The organism is Corynebacterium sp. UMB9976 (assembly GCF_030212265.1).
GTDB lineage: Bacteria > Actinomycetota > Actinomycetes > Mycobacteriales > Mycobacteriaceae > Corynebacterium.
Window position 1 is genome coordinate 1 of sequence record NZ_JASODY010000017.1, and the last position, 19,129, is coordinate 19,129.

Consider the following 19,129-nt stretch of genomic DNA (forward strand, 5'->3'; position numbering starts at 1 on the left):
TGGATCCCACCGTGACACCGTCATCACCAACACCAACCCTTCAGATCAGTGTTGCAACGACCACTAGAACTTAAGCCCCCACCGAACCCAAGATTAGGCCCCTAATCTTGGGTCACCGGCTGGCGCCAACCCCCTCACTGGTGACAGCCCCATTCCGGCGCCGACCGCCCGCACGCTGACGCTCCCGGCACCGACCACCCCCGGACCGGTAACCGAACGCTAAACGTCCAGGAAACGGACGTCGCGCGCGTTGCGGGTGATGAAGCTACGGCGGGCGACAACGTCGTCGCCCATCAGGATGCTGAACAGCTCGTCAGCAGCCTCCGCGTCCTCCAGGGACACCTGGCGCAGCGTACGGGTGGTGGGATCCATCGTGGTCTCCCACAGCTCCTTCGGGTTCATCTCGCCGAGACCCTTGTAGCGCTGGATACCATCATCCGTATCGATCTTGCGGCCCTCTGCCAGGCCCTTCTCCAGCTGCTCATCGCGCTCCCGGTCGGAGAACGCGTAGCCCGGCTCGCCCTTGCTCCACTTCAGCTTGTACAGCGGCGGCTGGGCGAGGTACACGTAGCCACCCTCGACGAGCGGGCGCATCAGGCGGAACAGCAGCGTGAGCAGCAGCGTTGCGATGTGCTGGCCGTCCACATCGGCGTCGGCCATCAGCACGATCTTGTGATAGCGCAGCTTGTTGATGTCGAACTCATCGTGAATGCCGGTGCCCAGCGCGGTGATGATCGCCTGCACCTCGGCGTTCTTCAGCACGCGGTCCATGCGGGCCTTCTCGACGTTCAGGATCTTACCGCGCAGCGGCAGGATGGCCTGGTACATCGAGTCACGGCCGGACTTCGCGGAACCACCTGCGGAGTCACCCTCCACCACGTAGAGCTCGGACTTGATCGGGTCCTTGGAACGGCAATCGGCCAGCTTGCCTGGCAGCCCGCCCATATCGGAGGCGGACTTGCGGCGCACCAGGTCACGGGCCTTGCGGGCCGCCTGGCGAGCGTGCGCGGAGGCCACAGCCTTCTGCACGATGACCTTCGCCTCGGCCGGGTTGGCGTCCAGCCAGTCGGAGAGGTGCTCGTTGATCGCGCGCTGCACGAAGCCGCGGATCTCGGTGTTGCCCAGCTTTGTCTTCGTCTGGCCTTCGAACTGCGGGTCACCGACGCGGACGGAGATGACGGCAGCCAGGCCCTCACGGACGTCGTCGCCGGTGAGGTTGGACTCCTTCTCCTTCAGCAGCTTCTGATCACGCGCGTAGCGGTTGATCAGGGAGGTCATCGCGGCGCGGAAGCCCTCCTCGTGGGTACCGCCCTCGAAGGTGTTGATCGTGTTCGCGAAGGTGTGGACGGACTGCTGGTAACCGTCGTTCCACTGCAGAGCGACCTCGACCTCGTGGTCCTCGCCCTTGGCGTCGAAGCTGACGATCGTCGGGTGGATCGGCTGCTTCTTGCGGTTGATGAACGCGACGTAGTCTTTCAGACCCTCCGGGTAGTGGTACGTCTTGGTGCGCGGGCCCTTCTTCTTCTTGGCCTCTTCCTCAGCCTGGCGCTCCTCAGCGGACTTCGGGGCCTCAGCCTGCTCGGTGAGGTCCTCGAGCCCCTCCTCCGGCTCCTCGGCCTCGATGGCCTGCGGGCGCTCGTCGGTGAGGGTGATGGTCAGGCCCTTGTTCAGGAATGCCATCTCCTGCAGGCGCTTGGCGACCGTGTCGAAGTTGAACTCCACGGTCTCGAAGATCTCCGGGTCCGGCCAGAACCGCTGGGTGGTGCCGGAACCGCGCTTCTTCTTGCCCTGCACGAGCTCCTGCGGCACCGCGTTGATGAACTCCTGGTACCACTCGTAGCCGTCGCGGACGATGCGGGTTTCCACCCGGGTGGACAGGGCGTTGACCACGGAAATACCAACACCGTGCAGACCACCGGAGACCGCGTAGGAATCGGAGTCGAACTTACCGCCGGCGTGCAGCTGCGTCATGACGACCTGCACGGTCGGGGCGCCGGAAGGGTGCATCTCCACCGGGATGCCACGGCCGTCGTCGGAAACCTCGACGGAGCCGTCCTCCTTCAGCGTGACGGAGACCTTCTTGGCGTAACCTGCCATGGCCTCGTCCACGGAGTTGTCCACGACCTCCCAGATGAGGTGGTGGAGGCCACGCTCTCCCGTGGAGCCGATGTACATGCCCGGGCGCTTCCGGACTGCCTCGAGGCCCTCGAGGATGGTGATCGACGATGCGTCGTAGTCACCCGGCTTGTGCTCGTGCGGAGCTGGCGTGTTCTGCGGTTCTGGTGCACCCACGGTGGGTAAAACTCCTTCGTGTGCCACTAATTAACTCCACCAGTCTACCGGCTTTTCCTGCGAAAATACAGTTTCTGGCTGCCCGGGCGAGCTGCGTGGCACACCGTGGCGCTCAGCCGTAATCGTCACGTTTGCCCCGCCCCTGGACGCGGAGGCGGCCGGTCTGTCGCGGCCCGTAGTCCGGGTTGTGGATCTTTAGTTCGACGACGACGTCCGGCCCCAGCTCCTGGGCGATTTTCTTCAGGATGGTCGCCTGGATGAGGCGGAGTTGGGTTGCCCAGGGTGTGGAGTCGCTCTGGACGTGGAGGAATTTGTTTTTCTCGTCGAATTTCACCGGCCGGGTGTGTGCCGCGATCTTTGGACCGACGAGGTGCTCCCAGTCCTGCATGAGGCGGCGGACGCCGACGTTTTCCTCCCAGCCCTGGCGCCGGATTTCGCGGCTGAGCAGGGCGGAGAAGCTGCCGGGGTCGCGGTAGCTGCGGTCGGCGCGGCCGTCCATGCGGGTTTTGATGCGCTGGACGCCGGAGCTGGTGCGCGCTGTGCTGCCTGTGTTGCCGGAGTCCGCGGCAGGTTCCGCGAGCGTGCCACGGCGTCCCCGGTTCCAGCCGTTCCTGCGAGCCATGCGGGGAAGATCGGCGTTCTTGCCGGTCGCGGGCTTGCCGCCGGCTTTTTTGATGGCTTCCAGTGCTTGGGCGACGGGGTCGAGGAACTGCTCCTCGCGGTTGGGATTCTCACGCGGCTGCTGCTCGCGTGGCTGGTGTTCCGTCACGCCTGCTCACCCTCGTCGGCAGCCTGCTCCGGGACGCTATCGCGGGGGATGGTCTCGTCGATCACGGAGATCCGCCGCTGCTGGCCCTCCTCGGTGACATGCACCGCGCGAACATCATGGAATGTGGCGATATCCCGCAGCTCAGCCGGAATATCTTCACCCACGGCCGCGGTGATGAGCACCTGCTCAGCTTCGGTGAGCAGCCCGACGAGCTGTTGACGTCGGGAGGAATCCAACTCCGCGAAAACGTCATCCAAAATGACCACCGGTTCCACGCCATCCTCGCGCTGCATGAAGAACGCACCGAGCCGCAACGCCAGGGCGAAAGACCAGGATTCCCCGTGGGAGGCGAAACCCTTGGCGGGCTGGGCACCCAGCATGAGCACGAGGTCGTCGCGGTGCGGGCCGATCAGCGTGGTGCCGCGGTCCACCTCCTGGGTGCGCTTGCGGGCGTAGGCCTGCAGCAACGTGGCCTCGGCGACCTCCGGGGAGAGCAGCGCCAGCTCGGCTGCCGGGTCGCGTTCGAGCTCCGCCTCACCCAGCAGCACGCCCACCTGGGCCAGGTCCGCGTCCACGGTCGAGGTGTACGCCATGTGCGCGGGCCGGGACTCCGGGGCGAGCCGGGCGTAGGTCTGCGCGACGTGTGGTGCGAGGTCGTGAACGATCTGCACCCGCGCGGACATGATCTGCCCGCCCAACGCAGCCAGCTGTGCGTCCCAGACGTCCAGGGTGGCGAGTGCTGAGAGGCGCTCCGTGTCGTTCTCGGGGGCGATACGCAGGGCGTAGGCGTTATTGCGCAGCAGAGCATTGCGCTGGCGCAGGGACTTATCGTAATCCGCCTTCACCGCCGCAAGCCGCGGGTAGCGGGCGACCATGATCTCGTCCAGGAACTTGCGGCGCTGCTCCGGTTCGCCGCGCACCAGGGCGAGGTCCTCCGGGGAGAACAGCGTGGTGCGGACGATGCCCAGCAGCTCGCTGGTGGTGGCCAGCTGAGTGCGGTTGATGTGGGCGCGGTTGGATCCGTGGCCACGGATCGCGATGTGGGCGGTGAGCTCGCGATTGTGGTTCACCGCCGTGGCGGAGACCCGGGCGATCTGCTGGCCCTCCCGGACCAGCGCGGAATCGGTGTTCACCCGGTGGGATCCCAGGTGGGCCAGGTAGCCCAGGGCCTCGACGATGTTGGTCTTGCCGTGCCCGTTGGGCCCGGAGAACACCGTGACACCCGGGTCCAGCTGCAGCGAGAGTTCCCGCCACGACCGGAAGTCGTGGAGTTCTAGGCTGCGGACAAACATGATTCCACTCTATGCCGAGGGTTCGCGCGGGCTTTAGCCCGGCAGGCGCACCGGCATGAGCAGGTACTTGAAGTTGGTCTCCGGGTCCGGGAAGGTGCCGTCCTCCTCGGCCTCCGGCAGCTCGGCCGGGGCAGGAATGAGGATCGCGGGGCGGGAAGGCTGGGTGAATCCGAAGACCACGCGCTCGGTGTGGATCGCGCTCAGGCCGTCCTTGAGGTACGCCGGGTTGAAGGCGATGGTCAGCGGCTCGCCGTGGTAGGCGCAGTTCAGGACTTCCTCGGCCTGACCAACATCGGAGCCGCCGGCGGAAAGGGTCAGCGTGGACTCCTCGAAGTGCATCCGGATCTGGGAATTACGCTCCGCGACCAGGGAGACACGGCGGATCGCGTCCAGCAGCGGTGCGATCTCCACGGAGGCCATCGCGTTGTGGCGGGCCGGCAGCAGCGGGCGGAACTTCGGGAAGTCCGCATCCAGCAGGCGGGTGGTCGTGCGGCGGGCATCGGTGACGATGCCGAGCAGGCCGTCCGCACCGATGGCCTCCCCCGAACCGATGGCGATCTCGATCGGATCGTTGAGGCTGTGATCCAGGGTGCGGGCGGTGTCCGCCAGCGTGCGGGCCGGGATCAGCAGCTCAGCCTTAGCGTCGGCGGACGCCGGGTTCCACTGGAAGCTACGAACAGCCAGGCGGAAGCGGTCGGTTGCTGCGAGAACCACATTTTCGCCGTCGATCTCCATGCGGATACCGGTGAGCATCGGGAGGGTGTCGTCCTTACCCGCTGCGATCGCTACCTGGCTGATGGCCTCGGTGAAGAGATTCGGGTCGATGGTGCCGGTCACGGCCGGCATGTCCGGCAGGACTGGGTAATCCTCGATGGTCATCGCGGGAAGTTCGAAACGGGAGCTGCTGCTGCGAACCAGGACCGTGGAGCCGGAGTACTCCATGGTGATTTCCTTACCCGGAAGTGCGCCGACGATGTCGGATGCCAACTTACCGGCCACGAGGATGCGGCCTGGTTCGTCAACATTGGCATTCACGCGCACGCGGGTGGAGACTTCCCGGTCGAAGCCCGACAGCTCCAGGCCATCGTCATCCGCGAGGATCATCACGCCACGCAGGATCGGCTGGGTTGGCTTCGTGGGCAGCGCACGGGCGACCCATGCCAGTGCAGATGCGAAATCATCCTTCGCAACCGAGAAACTCACATTTTCTTGCTCCATGCTGAGCTGTCCCTCCGGTCAACGTTCATCGCCTTGAACGTGCTTCAAAACTTTGTCTTTTTCTTCGAGTCTCAAGACTAGCCGACGCACCGGACACGGCCGAAGAAAGTGCGCTTGCTTGTTATTCGCTTCCCTTCGCGGCTTGGCACGGCTTCGCCGGGCAGACCGGGACTATGCACACCACCAATTTCTCCTCTCTTTGCCAATTGGGAAGTTCAGCAGTGTTAGTAGGGGGTGTGAAAACTGTGGAAAACATGTCATTTACCCACGCCGGGGGCCGAATCGGGGTGTGGGGTTCGGGTGGACGACTTTGTGGATAACTGTGCCCAATTGTGGATAACTTTTGTCATTCGCGAGTTATCCACAGCCCATCCACCTGCGGTTTCCCAAGATCTGGGTAGTTATCCACAGAAACCCCAGGTCACGAGCTTCAACCTTGAACCCCAACTTGATCCACCCGAAAACACAAACTTGTAATTACGCTTGTGGAAAACCCTGTGGACATGTGGATAACTCCGGAAAATCATGGTCACAGACCTATTTTTATCCACATTCCGGGTGAGTTATCCACCGAACGCTGTGGATAACTGTGCATAACTGTGGACGACGATCCCCCGAGCTCTCACCGTCACCCCCAAAAATTTGCGTTTCCGCCCCCAAACACAATCCGGTGTGAAAGCCCCAAATTTCAAGAAAACCGGGCGCCGTCGCCGCGCGCGGACGTCCTTAACTTCAAGCCCCTGCCGCGGGAACCGCCCCAGAAAACGCCCGCAGAAACCCCAACGAACGCGTTGACGTCCCGAAACCTGCGGAACTCCCCGAAGAAAGCTCGAGAAAGAAGGACTAACCCCGCGCCGCGGCCTTCGCGCGCTGCGTCAGCTCCTGGACCTCGTTAAAGGTGACGCGATCCTCCGTCAACTGCTCTCGAATGCGCCGCTCCGCGTGCATGACCGTCGTGTGGTCGCGGCCGCCAAAGGCCTGCCCCAGCTTCGGCAGCGAAAGATCCGTCAGCTCACGGCACAGATACATCGCGATCTGGCGCGCCTGCACGAAACGCTTCGTGCGCCCCTTCCCCACCAGCTCATCGACGGTCAGGTCGAAATAAGAGGACACCACATCGATGATGACCTGTGGGGTCATCTGCACATCGTCGACCGGCATGATGTCCCGCAGCGCGATCTCCGCAGCCTGCTTCGTGATTGGCTCCTTACCCAGGGAGCAATAGGCCGTCACGCGGATCAGCGCGCCCTCCAGCTCGCGGATGGAGGTCTCGTACCGGCTCGCGATCAGCTCGAGCACATCCTCCGGCAGCGTGGTGCCCTCCGCGGCCGCCTTCCGGGACAGAATCGCCATGCGGGTTTCCAGGTCCGGGGTTTGGACGTCCGTAATCAACCCGCCCTCGAAACGCGTGCGCAGGCGGTCCTCCAGCGTGGTCAGCTGGCGCGGCGGACGGTCGGAGGAGAGCACGATCTGCTTATTCGCCTGGTGGAGCGCGTTGAAGGTGTGGAAGAACTCCTCCTGCGTGGACTCCTTGCCCTGCAGGAACTGGATATCGTCCACGATCAGCATGTCCAGGTTGCGGTATTCGCGCTTGAACTCCTCGCGGCGGTCGTTGGCGATGGAGTTAATGAAGTCATTCGTCAGCTCTTCGCTGGACACGTAGCGCACGCGCATGTCCGGCTGCAGCTCCTTGGCATAGTGGCCGATGGCGTGCAGCAGGTGGGTTTTGCCGAGGCCGGATTCGCCCCAGATGAACAGCGGATTATAGGCGCGAGCTGGGGCTTCGGCGACGGCGCGACAGGCGGCGTGCGCGAACTGGTTGGAGCCGCCGATAACGAAGCTTTCGAAGGTGTACTTCTTGTTCAGCAGGGTGTCCGAGTCCCGGTCGCCCTCGTCCGTGTCCGCGGTTGGGGACGACGACGCCTCGGCCGGCACGAAGACCTCGTTGCGGGATTCTGGCTGGTTGGCGCCCTGGTGCTGCTGGGCCAGGCGCTCGGCGGCGAGGATGCGGGTGTGCTCGTCCTGCTTCGGGTCGTGCTGTGGGGATTCCGCGGGTGCAGAGGGCTGGGATGGCGCCGTGGATTGTGGTGCTCGCGCCTCTGCTGCTGTGGGGGTTGCCGGCGTGGGCGCTGTTGTCGAATGAGCAGCTGGGGTGGATGGTGCCGGGGTGTGTGCTGCGGAATCGGCGACTGGGGCCTGCTGTTCGGCAGCGTTACCTGCGGTGTTGGCGCTGGCCGGCGGGGTTGCGTCCTCCGGCTCGGCTTCCCGGATGGAGAGGCTGAGGGTGACTGGGGATTGCAGGATATCCCCGAGAACCTTTTCGATCGGCTCGGCGAGCGCGCCCTCCACGACCCCCTTGGACCACTCGTTTGGCGTGGTCATCACGGCGATCCCGTTGATGAAGAGGACGGGCTGGATCTGCCGCAGCACACTGCGGGAGGAGGCGGAGAGCGGCGGGAACTGGGTGCCATCGCCCTCGATCCACGCGTCGACGAGGCCGTGCCAGATGGTGGCGAATTTTGTGGGATCCGCGGGATCTGGGGCGTGTGTCATGCGCGAGCCTTTTTCTTCTCTTCCAGGGTCGGGGGTAACCGTTAAGGACATTTCAATTTACACGTGAGTTCACACTGAACCCACATTTTTGCCCACAGCCGGATTTGGCGTGTGTTCTGGGATTCCACAGAGCTGTCCACACCTGTGGATAACTTGTCCATTGAGTTGTCCCCAATTTACCCCGATCCTGTGGATAACTTCTAATTTTCTCCGAAAAGGCAGTTGACCTGCGCAAACGAACCCTAAACCAGTGCTTTAACCTTCGGGGGTGGAGAAGTTATCCACAAGCTGTGTGGATTGACATTCCACCGTGTGTGATGATCAATCCACAAAAGCGCAGCATTGCGCGGAGTTTTCCACGGGCCGCGATTTAAATGACACGCCTGTCATCCTGCGAAGATTTGGTTTTCGGCTCCCCCGCTGAGTATTCTTAAACGGTCTATGGCAACAGCCGACCTTGTATCGGATGCCGTTTTGGCCGGATGCTTTGCGTCGCCCACATTCCACACGTGGCGCCGAAGCCCTGGCAACCACAAGTCCACCGGCGTGGACAGCGTGGCGTACAGCGCACCGCACGGGCGCAGTGGCAGGGAACACTCCCTGCCATCGCCTAATCACGGTGCCGCAGCGCTTCGCCTCCGCGCGTAGTTTTAAGGAGTGAAGTACCGTGTCGAAGCGTACTTACCAGCCTAATAACCGCCGTCGCGCACGCGTGCACGGCTTCCGCACCCGCATGCGCACCCGCGCAGGTCGCGCGATCGTGTCCGCACGTCGTCGTAAGGGCCGCAAGTCCCTGACCGCTTAATCGAGCGGGCGGCCAGCCTGGCCGCACACTCTCCCACCACGTGGGAAGCTCCGGCGCCTGCCACTCGGTGGGCGCCGTTTTTGCTGTAATTTCACCCTTATGCGGGGCAATCTGCTTTCAGTCCCGCGTGCACCCACCCGACCACGAAGGAGCCGCCCATGCTGGCACCGGAACACCGTCTCCGCTCCTCCGCGCTGTTTAGCACCGTGGTGAAGAAGGGTGCGCGCAAGGGCAGCCGCACCGTCGTCGTCCACCTCTGGACTCCGGAACCTGGCCCCGAGGCCCCGCTGGAGCTAACCGGCGGACCGCGCGCGGGCCTCATCGTCTCGAAGGCGGTCGGCAACGCCGTGGTCCGCCACGCTGTCTCCCGCAAGTTGCGCGCCGTCCTTGCCGCCATCATCGACGACGACGCCACCGCGGCGTCCCCGCAGCTGCAGGAGACCAGCTTTGTGGTGGTGCGCGCCCTTCCCGGCAGCGCGAAGGCTAGCAGTAAGGAGTTGGAGTCCGATGTGCGACGCTGCCTCTCCCGGCTCTCCCGCTGAGCGTGGCGCTAAGCCTAGTGAGCGCAGTGCTCAGCCCGCTGAGCACAGCTCACAGCCTGGCATCGAATCCCACCGCAACCCCGGCTCCCAGGCTGACTTCAAGCCCGGCGCCGACAGCCGTACCGCGCGTCGCCGCGTCACTGGCCGTGCCGCGCTGGCTCGCCGAGCAGTGCTGGCCTATCAGGATTTCCTTTCGCCCCTTAAAATGGGGCCATCATGCCGCTTCGAGCCGACCTGCAGTAATTACGCTCTCACGGCGTTGGAAAGGCATGGTCTGCTCAAGGGGCTGTTACTGTCAATAGGTCGGCTGTTGCGCTGTGCCCCTTGGCATCCGGGCGGGTGGGACCCCGTTCCGCCCCGCAAGCGCAGGGCTAAGCCCAAACCTGAAGAGACTCCGCAAGATTTTGAGACGTCCGAAAAGTAGAGGATCCCTCCAGACGTGCTGAATTTTATTTATTACCCGATTTCAGCGGTCCTGTGGTTCTGGCACAAAGTGTTTGGCTATGTGCTCGACCCGACCGCGGGCATCACGTGGGCGCTTTCCATCGTCTTCCTCGTGGTGACCATCCGTATCCTGCTGGTCAAGCCCACCGCTAACCAGCTCCGCTCCTCGCGCAAGATGCAGGAGTTCCAGCCGAAGATGAAGGAACTCCAGCGCAAGTACGCCAATGATCAGCAGAAGCTGATGGTTGAGGTGCGCAAGGCGCAGCAGGAGATGGGTGTCCGCCCGATGGCGGCCTGCCTGCCGATGTTGGTTCAGATGCCGATCTTCATTGGCCTGTTCCACGTGCTGCGTTCCTTCAACCGCACCGGCACGGGCACTGGCCAGCTGGGCATGAGCATCGAGGAGACCCGTAACACCCCGAACTATGTCTTCGGCGTGGACGAGGTTCAGTCCTTCCTCGACGCCCGCCTGTTCGGTGCGCCGCTGTCCTCCTACATCTCCATGGACCCCTCCGGTTACGGCGCCTTCTCCCCGGCAGGCATCGCCCCGGACTTCACGAAGGCGAACATCATCGCCGTCGTCCTGCCGCTGATGCTGGGCGCTGCGGTGATCATGCACTTCACCGCTCGCCTGTCCCTGAACCGCAACAAGAAGCGTCAGGCGAATAACCCGAAGCCGGCAGCTGATGACCTGAAGGCTCAGCAGATGCAGATGCAGATGGACATGATGCAGCGCATCATGCTGTGGTTCATGCCGCTGCTGATCCTGGCCGGTGGTTTCCTCTGGCAGGTTGGTCTGGCTCTGTACATGTTCACCAACGGTCTGTGGACCTTCGTCCAGCAGCGCATCCTGTTCGGCATCATGGATAAGGAAGAGGAGGAGGAGCGCCAGGCGAAGCTCGAGGCTCGCCGCACCTCCGCCCCGAAGCCGGGCGCGAAGCCGCAGAACAATAAGAAGCGGAAGAAGTAGCTCCAGCCTTCCGCCCCTAGCGCCGCACGGTTCGCCGTGTGGCGCTTTTTCTTTGCTCTTTTCAGGACGTCGCCACCCTCCCGTGGTTCTCTTCCCCACCCGTTCTGGGAGGGAGTTGGGTTGTCGTGGAAAGGCACTAGAATGTTTCACGTGAAACATCGTGATTCTGACGCTTCGAAAAACCAGTCCCCCAACCCGGCCGCTGCGCACCTCAATAAGGGTGCCGCGGCTGCCGGCGACTCTACCGGTGAGCAGCAGATCACGTCCCTGACGCCGGATAACCACGGGGGCGAGCTTCAGGTCGATGGGCTGCGCCCGGAGAATCTGGTTGAGGTCTTTGGCGACCGCGCTCCCCTGGCCGAACGCTACGCCCAGTGGCTTGAGACCGCCGGCATCCAGCGTGGCCTCATCGGCCCCCGCGAGGTGCCGCGCATCTGGGATCGCCACATCATGAACTCCGCCGTCCTCGCCGAGATCATCGAGGACGGCGAGCGGGTCATCGACGTCGGTTCCGGTGCGGGCCTCCCAGGCATTCCGCTGGCCATCGCACGTCCCAACGTGAAGGTTCAGCTGCTGGAGCCGCTGCTGCGCCGCACGAAGTTCCTGGAAGAGGTCGTTGAGGACCTTGGCCTGGACAACGTCGAAGTCCACCGTGGACGTGCGGAAGAAAAGGCAATCGTCCGGAAGCTTGCGGGCGCGGACGTCGTGACTTCCCGGGCCGTCGCTCCACTTGGTCGCCTGTGCCAGTGGTCCCTCCCCCTGGCCCGTGTGGGTGGCCAGATGCGCGCTTTGAAGGGCAGTTCCGTGGCTGAAGAGCTGGAGCGGGATAAGGCCCAGATTGATAAGGTTGGCGGAGGGAAACGCTCCGTGGTTGAGCTGGGCAAGGGCGTGCTGGAGGAATCCACCTTCGCCGTCATTGTGGAAAAGGCGCGCTAGAGCTAGCGCCTCAAGGAAATTGTTTCACGTGAAACATTGCCGCGATCGCGAGGATCGCGACGGACGGAGGAAAGGTAGTGGCACCAATGCAGTGGGATGACACCCCGATCGCGCAGGCCGCGCGCCAGGCTGCCAAGATGCAGAACGCCCACAACCTGAAGCTTCCGAAGCCGGAGAAGCCCCGGAAGATCACGATCGCCAACCAGAAGGGTGGGGTTGGTAAGACCACCTCCACGGTGAACCTCGCCTGGGCGCTGGGGCTGCACGGCCTCAAGGTTCTGGTCATCGACCTGGACCCGCAGGGCAACGCCTCCACCGCACTCGACGCCGAGCACCGGATGGGCACCCCCTCCAGCTACGAGCTGCTGATCGGCGAGATGAGCGCTGCCGAGGTGATGCAGCAGAACCCGGTGAACGAGAACGTCTACACGATCCCGGCCACCATCGACCTTGCCGGCTCGGAGATCGAGCTCGTCTCGATGGTCCGGCGCGAATACCGCCTGGTCGATGCGATCAACGATGACTTTCTGGCCGAACAGGGCTTCGACTACGTGTTTATCGACTGCCCGCCCTCCCTTGGCCTGCTCACCATCAACGCGATGACCGCGGTGGATGAGGTCCTCATCCCCATCCAGTGCGAGTACTACGCGCTCGAGGGCGTGGGCCAGCTGCTCAACAACATCTCGATGATCCGCGAGAACCTCAACAAGAACCTGCACATCAGCGCCGTCCTGCTGACCATGTACGACGGGCGCACGAAGCTCTCCGAGCAGGTCTCCGACGAGGTGCGGAACCACTTCGGCTCCGTGGTCCTGGATAACCACATCCCGCGGTCCGTCAAGGTGTCCGAGGCTCCGGGGTACGGCCAGACCGTTCTCCAGTACGACGGTGGTTCGCGCGGCGCCCTGGCTTATTTTGACGCCGCTGTCGAGTTCGCCAAGCGTGGCGACTACCTCCCGAGCGAGGAGACCGCCCCGATCGGCATCGCGCCGGAGCTGCACAACATCTAAACCCTCGAATGTTTCACGTGAAACAATGCCCGGTGTCCGGGCAGACCCCGCCTCCCCCATCATCACAACTTTGGATTGAAGGTAAAGACCGTGGCTAAGAAGGATTCGGCATCTAAGAAGGCTTCGAGCGCTCAGGGTGGCGCGAAGGCGCCTCGTGGGGCGGCCCGCAAGCCGGCGATGCCCGCGGCTCTCCCTGACCGGGAGGCCACCCGACGCGGCGGACTCGGTCGCGGTCTCGCGAGCCTGATCCCGACCGGGCCATCTCGCCCGGGTCTGGGCAACGGCGCGGCCGACGTGATTCTCGGCGGCGGTGGCGCGGGCGGTGCAGCGGCCCGCCGGAACGCGGGTCAGGATTCCGGCGATGCTGCTCGCGGCGGCGCCGGATCGGCGTCTGGACATGGCGGAGCGGATATTCGTCACAGTGACGTTAATCGCCCAACCTCCAGTATGGGTGAGAACACCGACGAGCAGGCCCAAAAATCCTCCTCCGCGGGGTCGGGCGGAGCTACCGGTTCGGATGCCGAGGGGACCAAGGGTTCGAAGGTTGCGAAGGCTGGCGCTTCGAAGGACGGCGCCACGAAGAAGAGCGGTTCCCAGTCCCGCACCGCAAGCTCGTTCGCACCGCAGGGTTCGACCGCGCCGCAGAGCTCGGCTGAGCCTCACGGTGAGTCCGGCACCTCGGACGTCCCCAATGCGGATAGCTTCGGCGCGACCTATCAGGAACTCCCCCTCGACGCGATCACGACGAACCCGAAGCAGCCCCGTGCGGTCTTCGATGAAGAGCAGCTGAACGAGCTGGTCCACTCCATCCGGGAGTTCGGGCTCATGCAGCCGATCGTGGTGCGCCCGGTCAGCGGCGCGCCTGCTCCCTATGAGCTCATCATGGGCGAGCGACGCCTCCGAGCCTCCAAGAAGGCTGGCCTGGAGACGATCCCGGCCATCGTCCGTGAGACGCAGGACGACGCGATGCTGCGCGATGCCCTGCTGGAGAACATCCACCGCGTACAGCTGAACCCGCTTGAGGAGGCTGCCGCTTATCAGCAGCTGCTCGAGGAGTTCGGCGTGACCCAGGAGCAGCTGGCCAAGCGCATCGGGCGCTCCCGCTCCCTGATCGCGAACATGATTCGCCTACTCCAGCTGCCCGTCGCGGTGCAGCGGCGCGTGAGCGCAGGCGTGCTCAGTGCAGGCCACGCCCGTGCCCTGCTGGGGCTCAAGGGCGGGGAGGACGCGCAGGCACAGCTGGCTGACCGCATCGTCGCCGAGGGCCTGAGCGTCCGCGCCACGGAGGAAGCGGTCACGCTGATGAACCGTGGCGAAGGGCAGAAGCAGGAGCGCAAGCAGCGCACCCCTGCTCCCCTGCCGGACTACGTCAACAGCTGGGTGGACGACTTCGCGGACACCCTGGAGACCAAGGTCAGCGTCCAGATGGGCAAGAAGCGCGGCCGCATCGTCGTCGAGTTCGGTGGCCAGGAGGACTTCGACCGCATCATCGAGATTCTCGGTGGCGGCGAACAGTAGTTTCGGTACTCGGCTGCGCCCGTGGCCGCCGCCATTGGCGGCAGCCGACAACGGCACCCGGTGAGTTAAACCAGGCTGGCGCGCCCGTCGTAGCCCGCCGTGACGGAGCTCCGGGGCGGCAATCAGCGTGGCAATCCGCCCAGCGGCGCCCGGAATTGTTTCACGTGAAACAATGCATGTTTTTCGGCCCGATTTTCTAAATTGCCTCACGGGGCCAACGGCCGTCCTAAGATAGGCCCCAGAAGCAACACCTGGCCCACGCTGGCCGAGCCCACGAGGCTTCTGGCGTTGCTTGCCCGTATAGACACATCATCACGCGATAGTTGAGCCGACCGGCTTAAGCTCATCAGGGAGGGAGAGACCGTGGAGGTTGAAATCCGCGCTCTGAGCTTTGATAACGCGGAGCAAATCACGGAGGACGCCGCACTCAGCACGTTCTGGGCGCTGCCGTGGGATCCGTTGTATGGGCCGACCCATACCGAGGACCCTGCCTTCGACAAGCAGCTGTGGATCCAGCGCACCCTCATGAGCTGGGGCACCTGCGGCTTCACCGCCTTTGTGGGGACGGGCGTGCCCGGCCGCAAGCTGCAACCCGCCGCGACCGTCTTCTTCGCTCCAACGCGCTTCCTGCCGGGAGTGGAGGGCCTGCCCTCCTCCGTGTCCTCCGACGCGCTCCTGCTCAGCGATGTATACGTCGAGGATGCCTTCATGGGCCTCTACCTTGAGCACCGCCTCATCGAGACGGTCCTGGTGGAGGCCGGCCGCCGCGGGTTCAGCGCCGTGGAGGTCTTCGCTCGCGACGAGGACGCCCTCGACGAGCTGCTACGCAAACAGGAGCAGGAATCCCGAGGCGTGGCCCGGGATGCGGGCGTGGAGTACAGCGGGACGCCGTCCTTCCCCTCCCCGTCGAGCGCGGCGAGCTCCCGGTCCAGCCTGGACCCTAGCCTGCGGATCGAGAACGCTCCCAGCTACGTGCCAGAGGCATACCGCGGCTGGCAGACGCCGGAGGCCCTGCACACGGGCAACCTGCTGAAGGACGCCCTCAGCGTGGCCCCGATGCTCTCTATGGACGTGGTTGAGGAGGCCGAGTTCGAGCGCGTGGACGATCACGAGCTCTACCCGCGCTACCGCCGTGAGGTCTCCGGTGCGTATAACCTCTTCCTCGACCACGAGGGCGAGGCCTTCTAGGCCCCGTTCCCCTACTGCTGCTCGATGCGCAGCAGCTCCGTGAAGCTGAACTGCCCGGTGCGGTGGCTGTCCTGGTCCATCAGGTACAGGCGCTTCACGGAGACGACGATGGCCTCCGCGATGATGTCGCGCACCTCGGGCGAGGTCAGCGCCGCTGCGTCGTCCGGGTTCGTCAGATAACCGGGGACGACCTGCACGGTCGGCATCTTCGTGAGCCGCAGGATGTCCCAGGTGCGGGCGTGGGTGCGGCAATTCAGCAGGTCGGTGCGCGCGGCGATCTCGCGCTGGATGTAGCCGGAGAGCTTCTCGCCCACCATGGACCTCGAGCCGTTCTCGGAGCCGAAGTAGAAGCTGGCCACGCCGTTCGCGCGCTCGTTCGGGTAGCTATCGGTGCGCAGGGAGATCACCAGGTCTGCCCCGAAGGCATTGGCCAGGTCCGCGCGCTCCGTATCGCTGGGGTTCGCGGTGCGGCTGCGGGAGAGGATCGTCTCCATGCCCGCGGAGATCATGCGCCCCTCCAGGCGGTTGGCGAGGTCCCAGAGGATCTCCTGCTCGGTGATCGTGCCGTAGGGCCCCTTCACGGCGGTGCCCTGGTCGTCGCCGCCGCAGCCCGGATCGATGACCACGCGCTTGCCGGAGAGCTGCGGACCCGCGGCGCGGATCATCTCCTTCTCGCGGATGGAGTTCGGGGAGCCACCGGTGATGCGGCGGCCCAGGTAGGCCAGCGCACGGAGGGTGTCCGGGCCGACCATGCCGTCGGAGTTCAGCCCGTACTCGAACTGGTACTGGGTGACGGCCTGGTGGGTGTCCGGGCCGAAGTGCCCGTCCACGCGACCGGTGTAAAAGCCCAGGTCGTAGAGCTGGGACTGGAGTTCGGAGACGTCGTCGCCGACGTACTGCGGGTCCTGCAGGCTCAGCACCCGGTTGCCGAGCTTGTAGGAGGCCTCGCGCAGGGCGCGCAGGGTGGTTTCGTTGATCACGCCGTCGGCGATGATGCCACGCTGCTGCTGGAAGGCCCGCAGGGTGGTTGCCAGGAGGGCGTCGAAGAATTCCTCTTCCTCGGACCACTGTTGGTTATTGGAGGCGGTGAGGGCGGAGCCGTAGTCGGAGAGCATGCCGAGCCGGGCGAGTGCGCTGCGCACCTCGGCGACCCGGGGGCTCTTATCGCCCACGGTGAGCAGCACATTCTGCTGGCCCACGCGGGGTGCGCGGTTCTCGGCGTGTTGTTTATCCGTCACGGCTCGCTGCGTCCTACTTTCCGAACAGTTGCTGGTGGTCCAGGGTTTCCCGCGGTCTAGGCGAGGGATTCCAGCTTCTCGACGAGGGTGCCCTTCTGCTGCAGGCCGGTGAATTCCGCGACCTTCTTGCCGTCCTTAAAGACCATGAGGGCTGGGATGGACATCACCTGGAACATCGCTGCGAGCGCGCGCTCTTCGTCGACGTTGACCTTCGCGACGACGGCGCGACCGTCCATCTCCTCGGCAAGTTCTTCGAGGGTGGGGTTCATGCGCAGGCAGGGCTGGCACCACTGGGCCCAGAAATCGACGAGTACCGGCAGGTCGGATTCGACAACGGTGGACTTAAACGTCTGCTGCGTGACCGTGATGATGTTCGACATGCTGGCCCTGCCTTTCCGGGGGTTGGGTGGTCCTTGGGTTGGTGATCCACCGGAGTTTTCCTTGTCCCAGGATACCGTGAAACCCGGAAAAGCTCGGGAGGCCAGCAGCGTGCTGTGGCGTGGAGTTTTAGCCCTCGTCGGCGGGCAGTGCGGCGAGGTAGTTCTCCGCGTCCAGGGCGGCACGGCAGCCGCTGCCAGCTGCGGTGATGGCCTGCTGGTAGTGGGAGTCCACGAGGTCGCCGGCGGCGAACACACCCGGCAGGCTGGTGGCGGTGGTGGGCTCGTCGACCTTGACGTAGCCGTCCTCCTTCAGCTCCACCTGGCCCTCGAAGACGCTGACGCGCGGGTCGTGGCCGATGGCGACGAAGAGGGCGTCGAATTCCATCTCCTGGCTTTCGCCGGTAACGGTGTCCTCGATGGTCAGGGAGGTCACTGCGTTTTCGCCGTGGACGGCGGTGACCTTGGAGTTCATGAGGAACTCGATCTTCGGGTTCTGGCGGGCGCGCTCCTGCATGATCTTGGAGGCGCGGAACTCGTCGCGGCGGTGGATGAGGGTCACGGTCTCGCCGAACTTGGTGAGGAAGTCTGCCTCCTCCATCGCGGAGTCGCCGCCGCCGACGATGGCGATCTTGCGGTCCTTGAAGAAGAAGCCGTCGCAGGTGGCGCAGGCGGACACGCCGCGGCCGATCATCTCCTGCTCGCCTGGGATGTTCAGGTAGCGCGGTGCCGCACCGGTGGCGAGGATGACGGCGCGTGCCTGGTACTCTTCGCCGTCTGCCCAGACCTTCTTGATCTCGCCGGTCAGGTCCATCTTCTCGACGTCCTCCATGCGCAGGTCGGCGCCGAAGCGCTCCGCCTGGTTGCGCATTTCGTCCATCAGCTCTGGGCCCTGGATGCCCTTGGCGAAGCCCGGGAAGTTCTCCACCTCGGTGGTCTGCATCAGCAGGCCGCCGAAGTCCATGCCCTCGAAGACGATCGGCTCGAGCTCGGCGCGGGCGGCGTAGATCGCGGCGGTGTAGCCGGCTGGCCCGGAGCCCACGATGATTACGTTGTGGATCTTCTCCGCAGGGTCGTGGGTGCCGCCGGAGCTGGCGGAGGTATCGGGAGTATCGGCTGGGGTGGCTGCGTCCGCGGCGTCGCCCGCCTTGTTCACGCCGATTCCGACGTTGGCCTGCAGGAAGGGCTGAGACATGTGACCTCGCTCGTGTTCTTTGATGTGGGTTTCGCTTTCCTAACGCACTTTATCTAACCCACCAGACACGGGATATATTCCCAGCTCAGGGGTGGTCGGCATAGTCCGCGAGCACGAGGTGGTCCTGCAGCAGGCGACGTCCCCGCGAGTAGCGGGACTTCACGGTGCCGGGCGCGACGTCGAGCATCGTGGAGATCTCGGAGATGGAATAGCCGAGCATTCCGCGTAGCACGACGGTCTGCCGGAACAGGATCGGGATGCTGGCCAACGCGTTGTGTAGGTCAACGCTGAGCTCGCGGTTCGGTGCGACGTGCGAGGTCGGCAGGTCGCGTTCGCAGTCGCTGATGTCCTCGCGGTGGCGGTGCCCGCGCCGGTGCTGAGCGGTCACGAAGTTCAGGGCGGTGCGGTGCGCGATGGTCACCATCCAGGTCACGACGCTGGAGCGGTTGCGGAAGGTGGCGGCACGGCGGTGGATTTTCAGGACGGCTTCCTGGTGGACGTCCGCCAGTTCACTCTCCGGGACGCCCGCGGCGCGTTCTGCCCAGTGCATGCGGACCTCGTGGCGGGCCAGCAGCGTGTGGAGTGCGAGCGGGTCGCCGGCGATGTGTTCGGCGAGCAGTTCCCGGTCGGTGCGGTGCGCGTTGGTGTGCGTCACGTCCCCCGCGTTACTCGGTGTGCTGGCCAACGTGCTGGTCGCCGTGGTGGCCGCCGTAGCGTCCAACGCCCTATCCGGCGCGTTGCTGTGCTGTGTGTCGGTGACTGGTGCCCTCATGGCCCCTCCC

General features: G+C 64.5%; 17 protein-coding genes. 8 read left to right on the forward strand and 9 right to left on the reverse strand.

Annotation, left to right across the window (positions count from 1 at the left end; translation table 11 throughout):
- Positions 1–219 precede the first annotated feature (219 nt).
- From gyrB to dnaA, 5 genes are all read right to left on the reverse strand, one after another.
- Positions 220–2,292 carry a DNA topoisomerase (ATP-hydrolyzing) subunit B gene (gyrB, locus tag QP140_RS07900; protein WP_284759024.1) on the reverse strand — a complete coding sequence of 691 codons (2,073 nt, stop codon included), beginning with the start codon at positions 2,290–2,292 and terminating at the stop codon, positions 220–222.
- Between the two features lie 112 nt (positions 2,293–2,404).
- Positions 2,405–3,061 (reverse strand): DUF721 domain-containing protein, encoded by a 657-nt coding sequence (locus QP140_RS07905; RefSeq protein WP_284759025.1) that lies wholly within the window; start codon positions 3,059–3,061, stop codon positions 2,405–2,407.
- The gene (gene recF, locus QP140_RS07910) at positions 3,058–4,353 is read right to left on the reverse strand and encodes a DNA replication/repair protein RecF (RefSeq protein WP_070757941.1); all 1,296 of its coding nucleotides are present in this window, start codon (positions 4,351–4,353) and stop codon (positions 3,058–3,060) included. Before recF ends, QP140_RS07905 begins: the two co-directional genes overlap by 4 nt.
- A 33-nt stretch (positions 4,354–4,386) precedes the next feature.
- Positions 4,387–5,571, reverse strand: a complete 1,185-nt coding sequence (gene dnaN / locus QP140_RS07915; protein WP_015381044.1) for a DNA polymerase III subunit beta — start codon at positions 5,569–5,571, stop codon at positions 4,387–4,389.
- A gap of 843 nt (positions 5,572–6,414) precedes the next feature.
- A complete protein-coding gene (gene dnaA, locus QP140_RS07920) occupies positions 6,415–8,175 on the reverse strand; it encodes a chromosomal replication initiator protein DnaA (RefSeq protein ID WP_284759028.1) in 1,761 nt (586 codons plus the stop codon).
- 616 nt (positions 8,176–8,791) lie between these two features.
- On the opposite strand from dnaA, the gene rpmH reads away from it, so the two are divergent.
- From rpmH to QP140_RS07960, 8 genes are all read left to right on the forward strand, one after another.
- Positions 8,792–8,929: a 50S ribosomal protein L34 gene (gene rpmH, locus QP140_RS07925; RefSeq protein WP_012361251.1), complete on the forward strand. Its 138-nt coding sequence runs from the start codon at positions 8,792–8,794 to the stop codon at positions 8,927–8,929.
- A gap of 158 nt (positions 8,930–9,087) precedes the next feature.
- Positions 9,088–9,471: a ribonuclease P protein component gene (gene rnpA / locus QP140_RS07930; protein ID WP_284759030.1), complete on the forward strand. Its 384-nt coding sequence runs from the start codon at positions 9,088–9,090 to the stop codon at positions 9,469–9,471.
- 154 nt (positions 9,472–9,625) lie between these two features.
- Positions 9,626–9,895 (forward strand): membrane protein insertion efficiency factor YidD, encoded by a 270-nt coding sequence (gene yidD, locus QP140_RS07935; protein WP_083317298.1) that lies wholly within the window; start codon positions 9,626–9,628, stop codon positions 9,893–9,895.
- Positions 9,896–9,910: 15 nt separating this feature from the next.
- On the forward strand, positions 9,911–10,885 hold the full coding sequence (gene yidC / locus QP140_RS07940; protein WP_284759031.1) for a membrane protein insertase YidC: 975 nt from the start codon (positions 9,911–9,913) through the stop codon (positions 10,883–10,885).
- 120 nt (positions 10,886–11,005) lie between these two features.
- A complete protein-coding gene (gene rsmG, locus QP140_RS07945; protein WP_284759033.1) occupies positions 11,006–11,821 on the forward strand; it encodes a 16S rRNA (guanine(527)-N(7))-methyltransferase RsmG in 816 nt (271 codons plus the stop codon).
- Positions 11,822–11,898: 77 nt separating this feature from the next.
- Positions 11,899–12,831: a ParA family protein gene (locus QP140_RS07950; protein ID WP_371260077.1), complete on the forward strand. Its 933-nt coding sequence runs from the start codon at positions 11,899–11,901 to the stop codon at positions 12,829–12,831.
- A gap of 90 nt (positions 12,832–12,921) precedes the next feature.
- On the forward strand, positions 12,922–14,349 hold the full coding sequence (locus tag QP140_RS07955; RefSeq protein ID WP_284759034.1) for a ParB/RepB/Spo0J family partition protein: 1,428 nt from the start codon (positions 12,922–12,924) through the stop codon (positions 14,347–14,349).
- A gap of 363 nt (positions 14,350–14,712) precedes the next feature.
- Complete coding sequence (locus QP140_RS07960; protein WP_284759036.1) at positions 14,713–15,537, forward strand: hypothetical protein; 825 nt, start codon at positions 14,713–14,715, stop codon at positions 15,535–15,537.
- An 11-nt stretch (positions 15,538–15,548) separates the two neighbouring features.
- On the opposite strand, the gene QP140_RS07965 is transcribed toward QP140_RS07960, so the two are convergent.
- The 4 genes from QP140_RS07965 to QP140_RS07980 all read right to left on the reverse strand — a co-directional run bounded on the left by QP140_RS07965 (position 15,549) and on the right by QP140_RS07980 (position 19,119).
- Positions 15,549–16,775 carry an N-acetylmuramoyl-L-alanine amidase gene (locus QP140_RS07965; protein ID WP_284759037.1) on the reverse strand — a complete coding sequence of 409 codons (1,227 nt, stop codon included), beginning with the start codon at positions 16,773–16,775 and terminating at the stop codon, positions 15,549–15,551.
- A gap of 56 nt (positions 16,776–16,831) precedes the next feature.
- Positions 16,832–17,155, reverse strand: a complete 324-nt coding sequence (trxA, locus tag QP140_RS07970) for a thioredoxin (protein WP_284759039.1) — start codon at positions 17,153–17,155, stop codon at positions 16,832–16,834.
- A gap of 127 nt (positions 17,156–17,282) precedes the next feature.
- Entirely contained in the window at positions 17,283–18,347 is a 1,065-nt protein-coding gene (trxB, locus tag QP140_RS07975; RefSeq protein ID WP_070761324.1) for a thioredoxin-disulfide reductase, read from the reverse strand.
- Positions 18,348–18,432: 85 nt separating this feature from the next.
- Positions 18,433–19,119: an RNA polymerase sigma factor gene (locus tag QP140_RS07980; RefSeq protein ID WP_284759040.1), complete on the reverse strand. Its 687-nt coding sequence runs from the start codon at positions 19,117–19,119 to the stop codon at positions 18,433–18,435.
- Positions 19,120–19,129 lie beyond the last annotated feature (10 nt).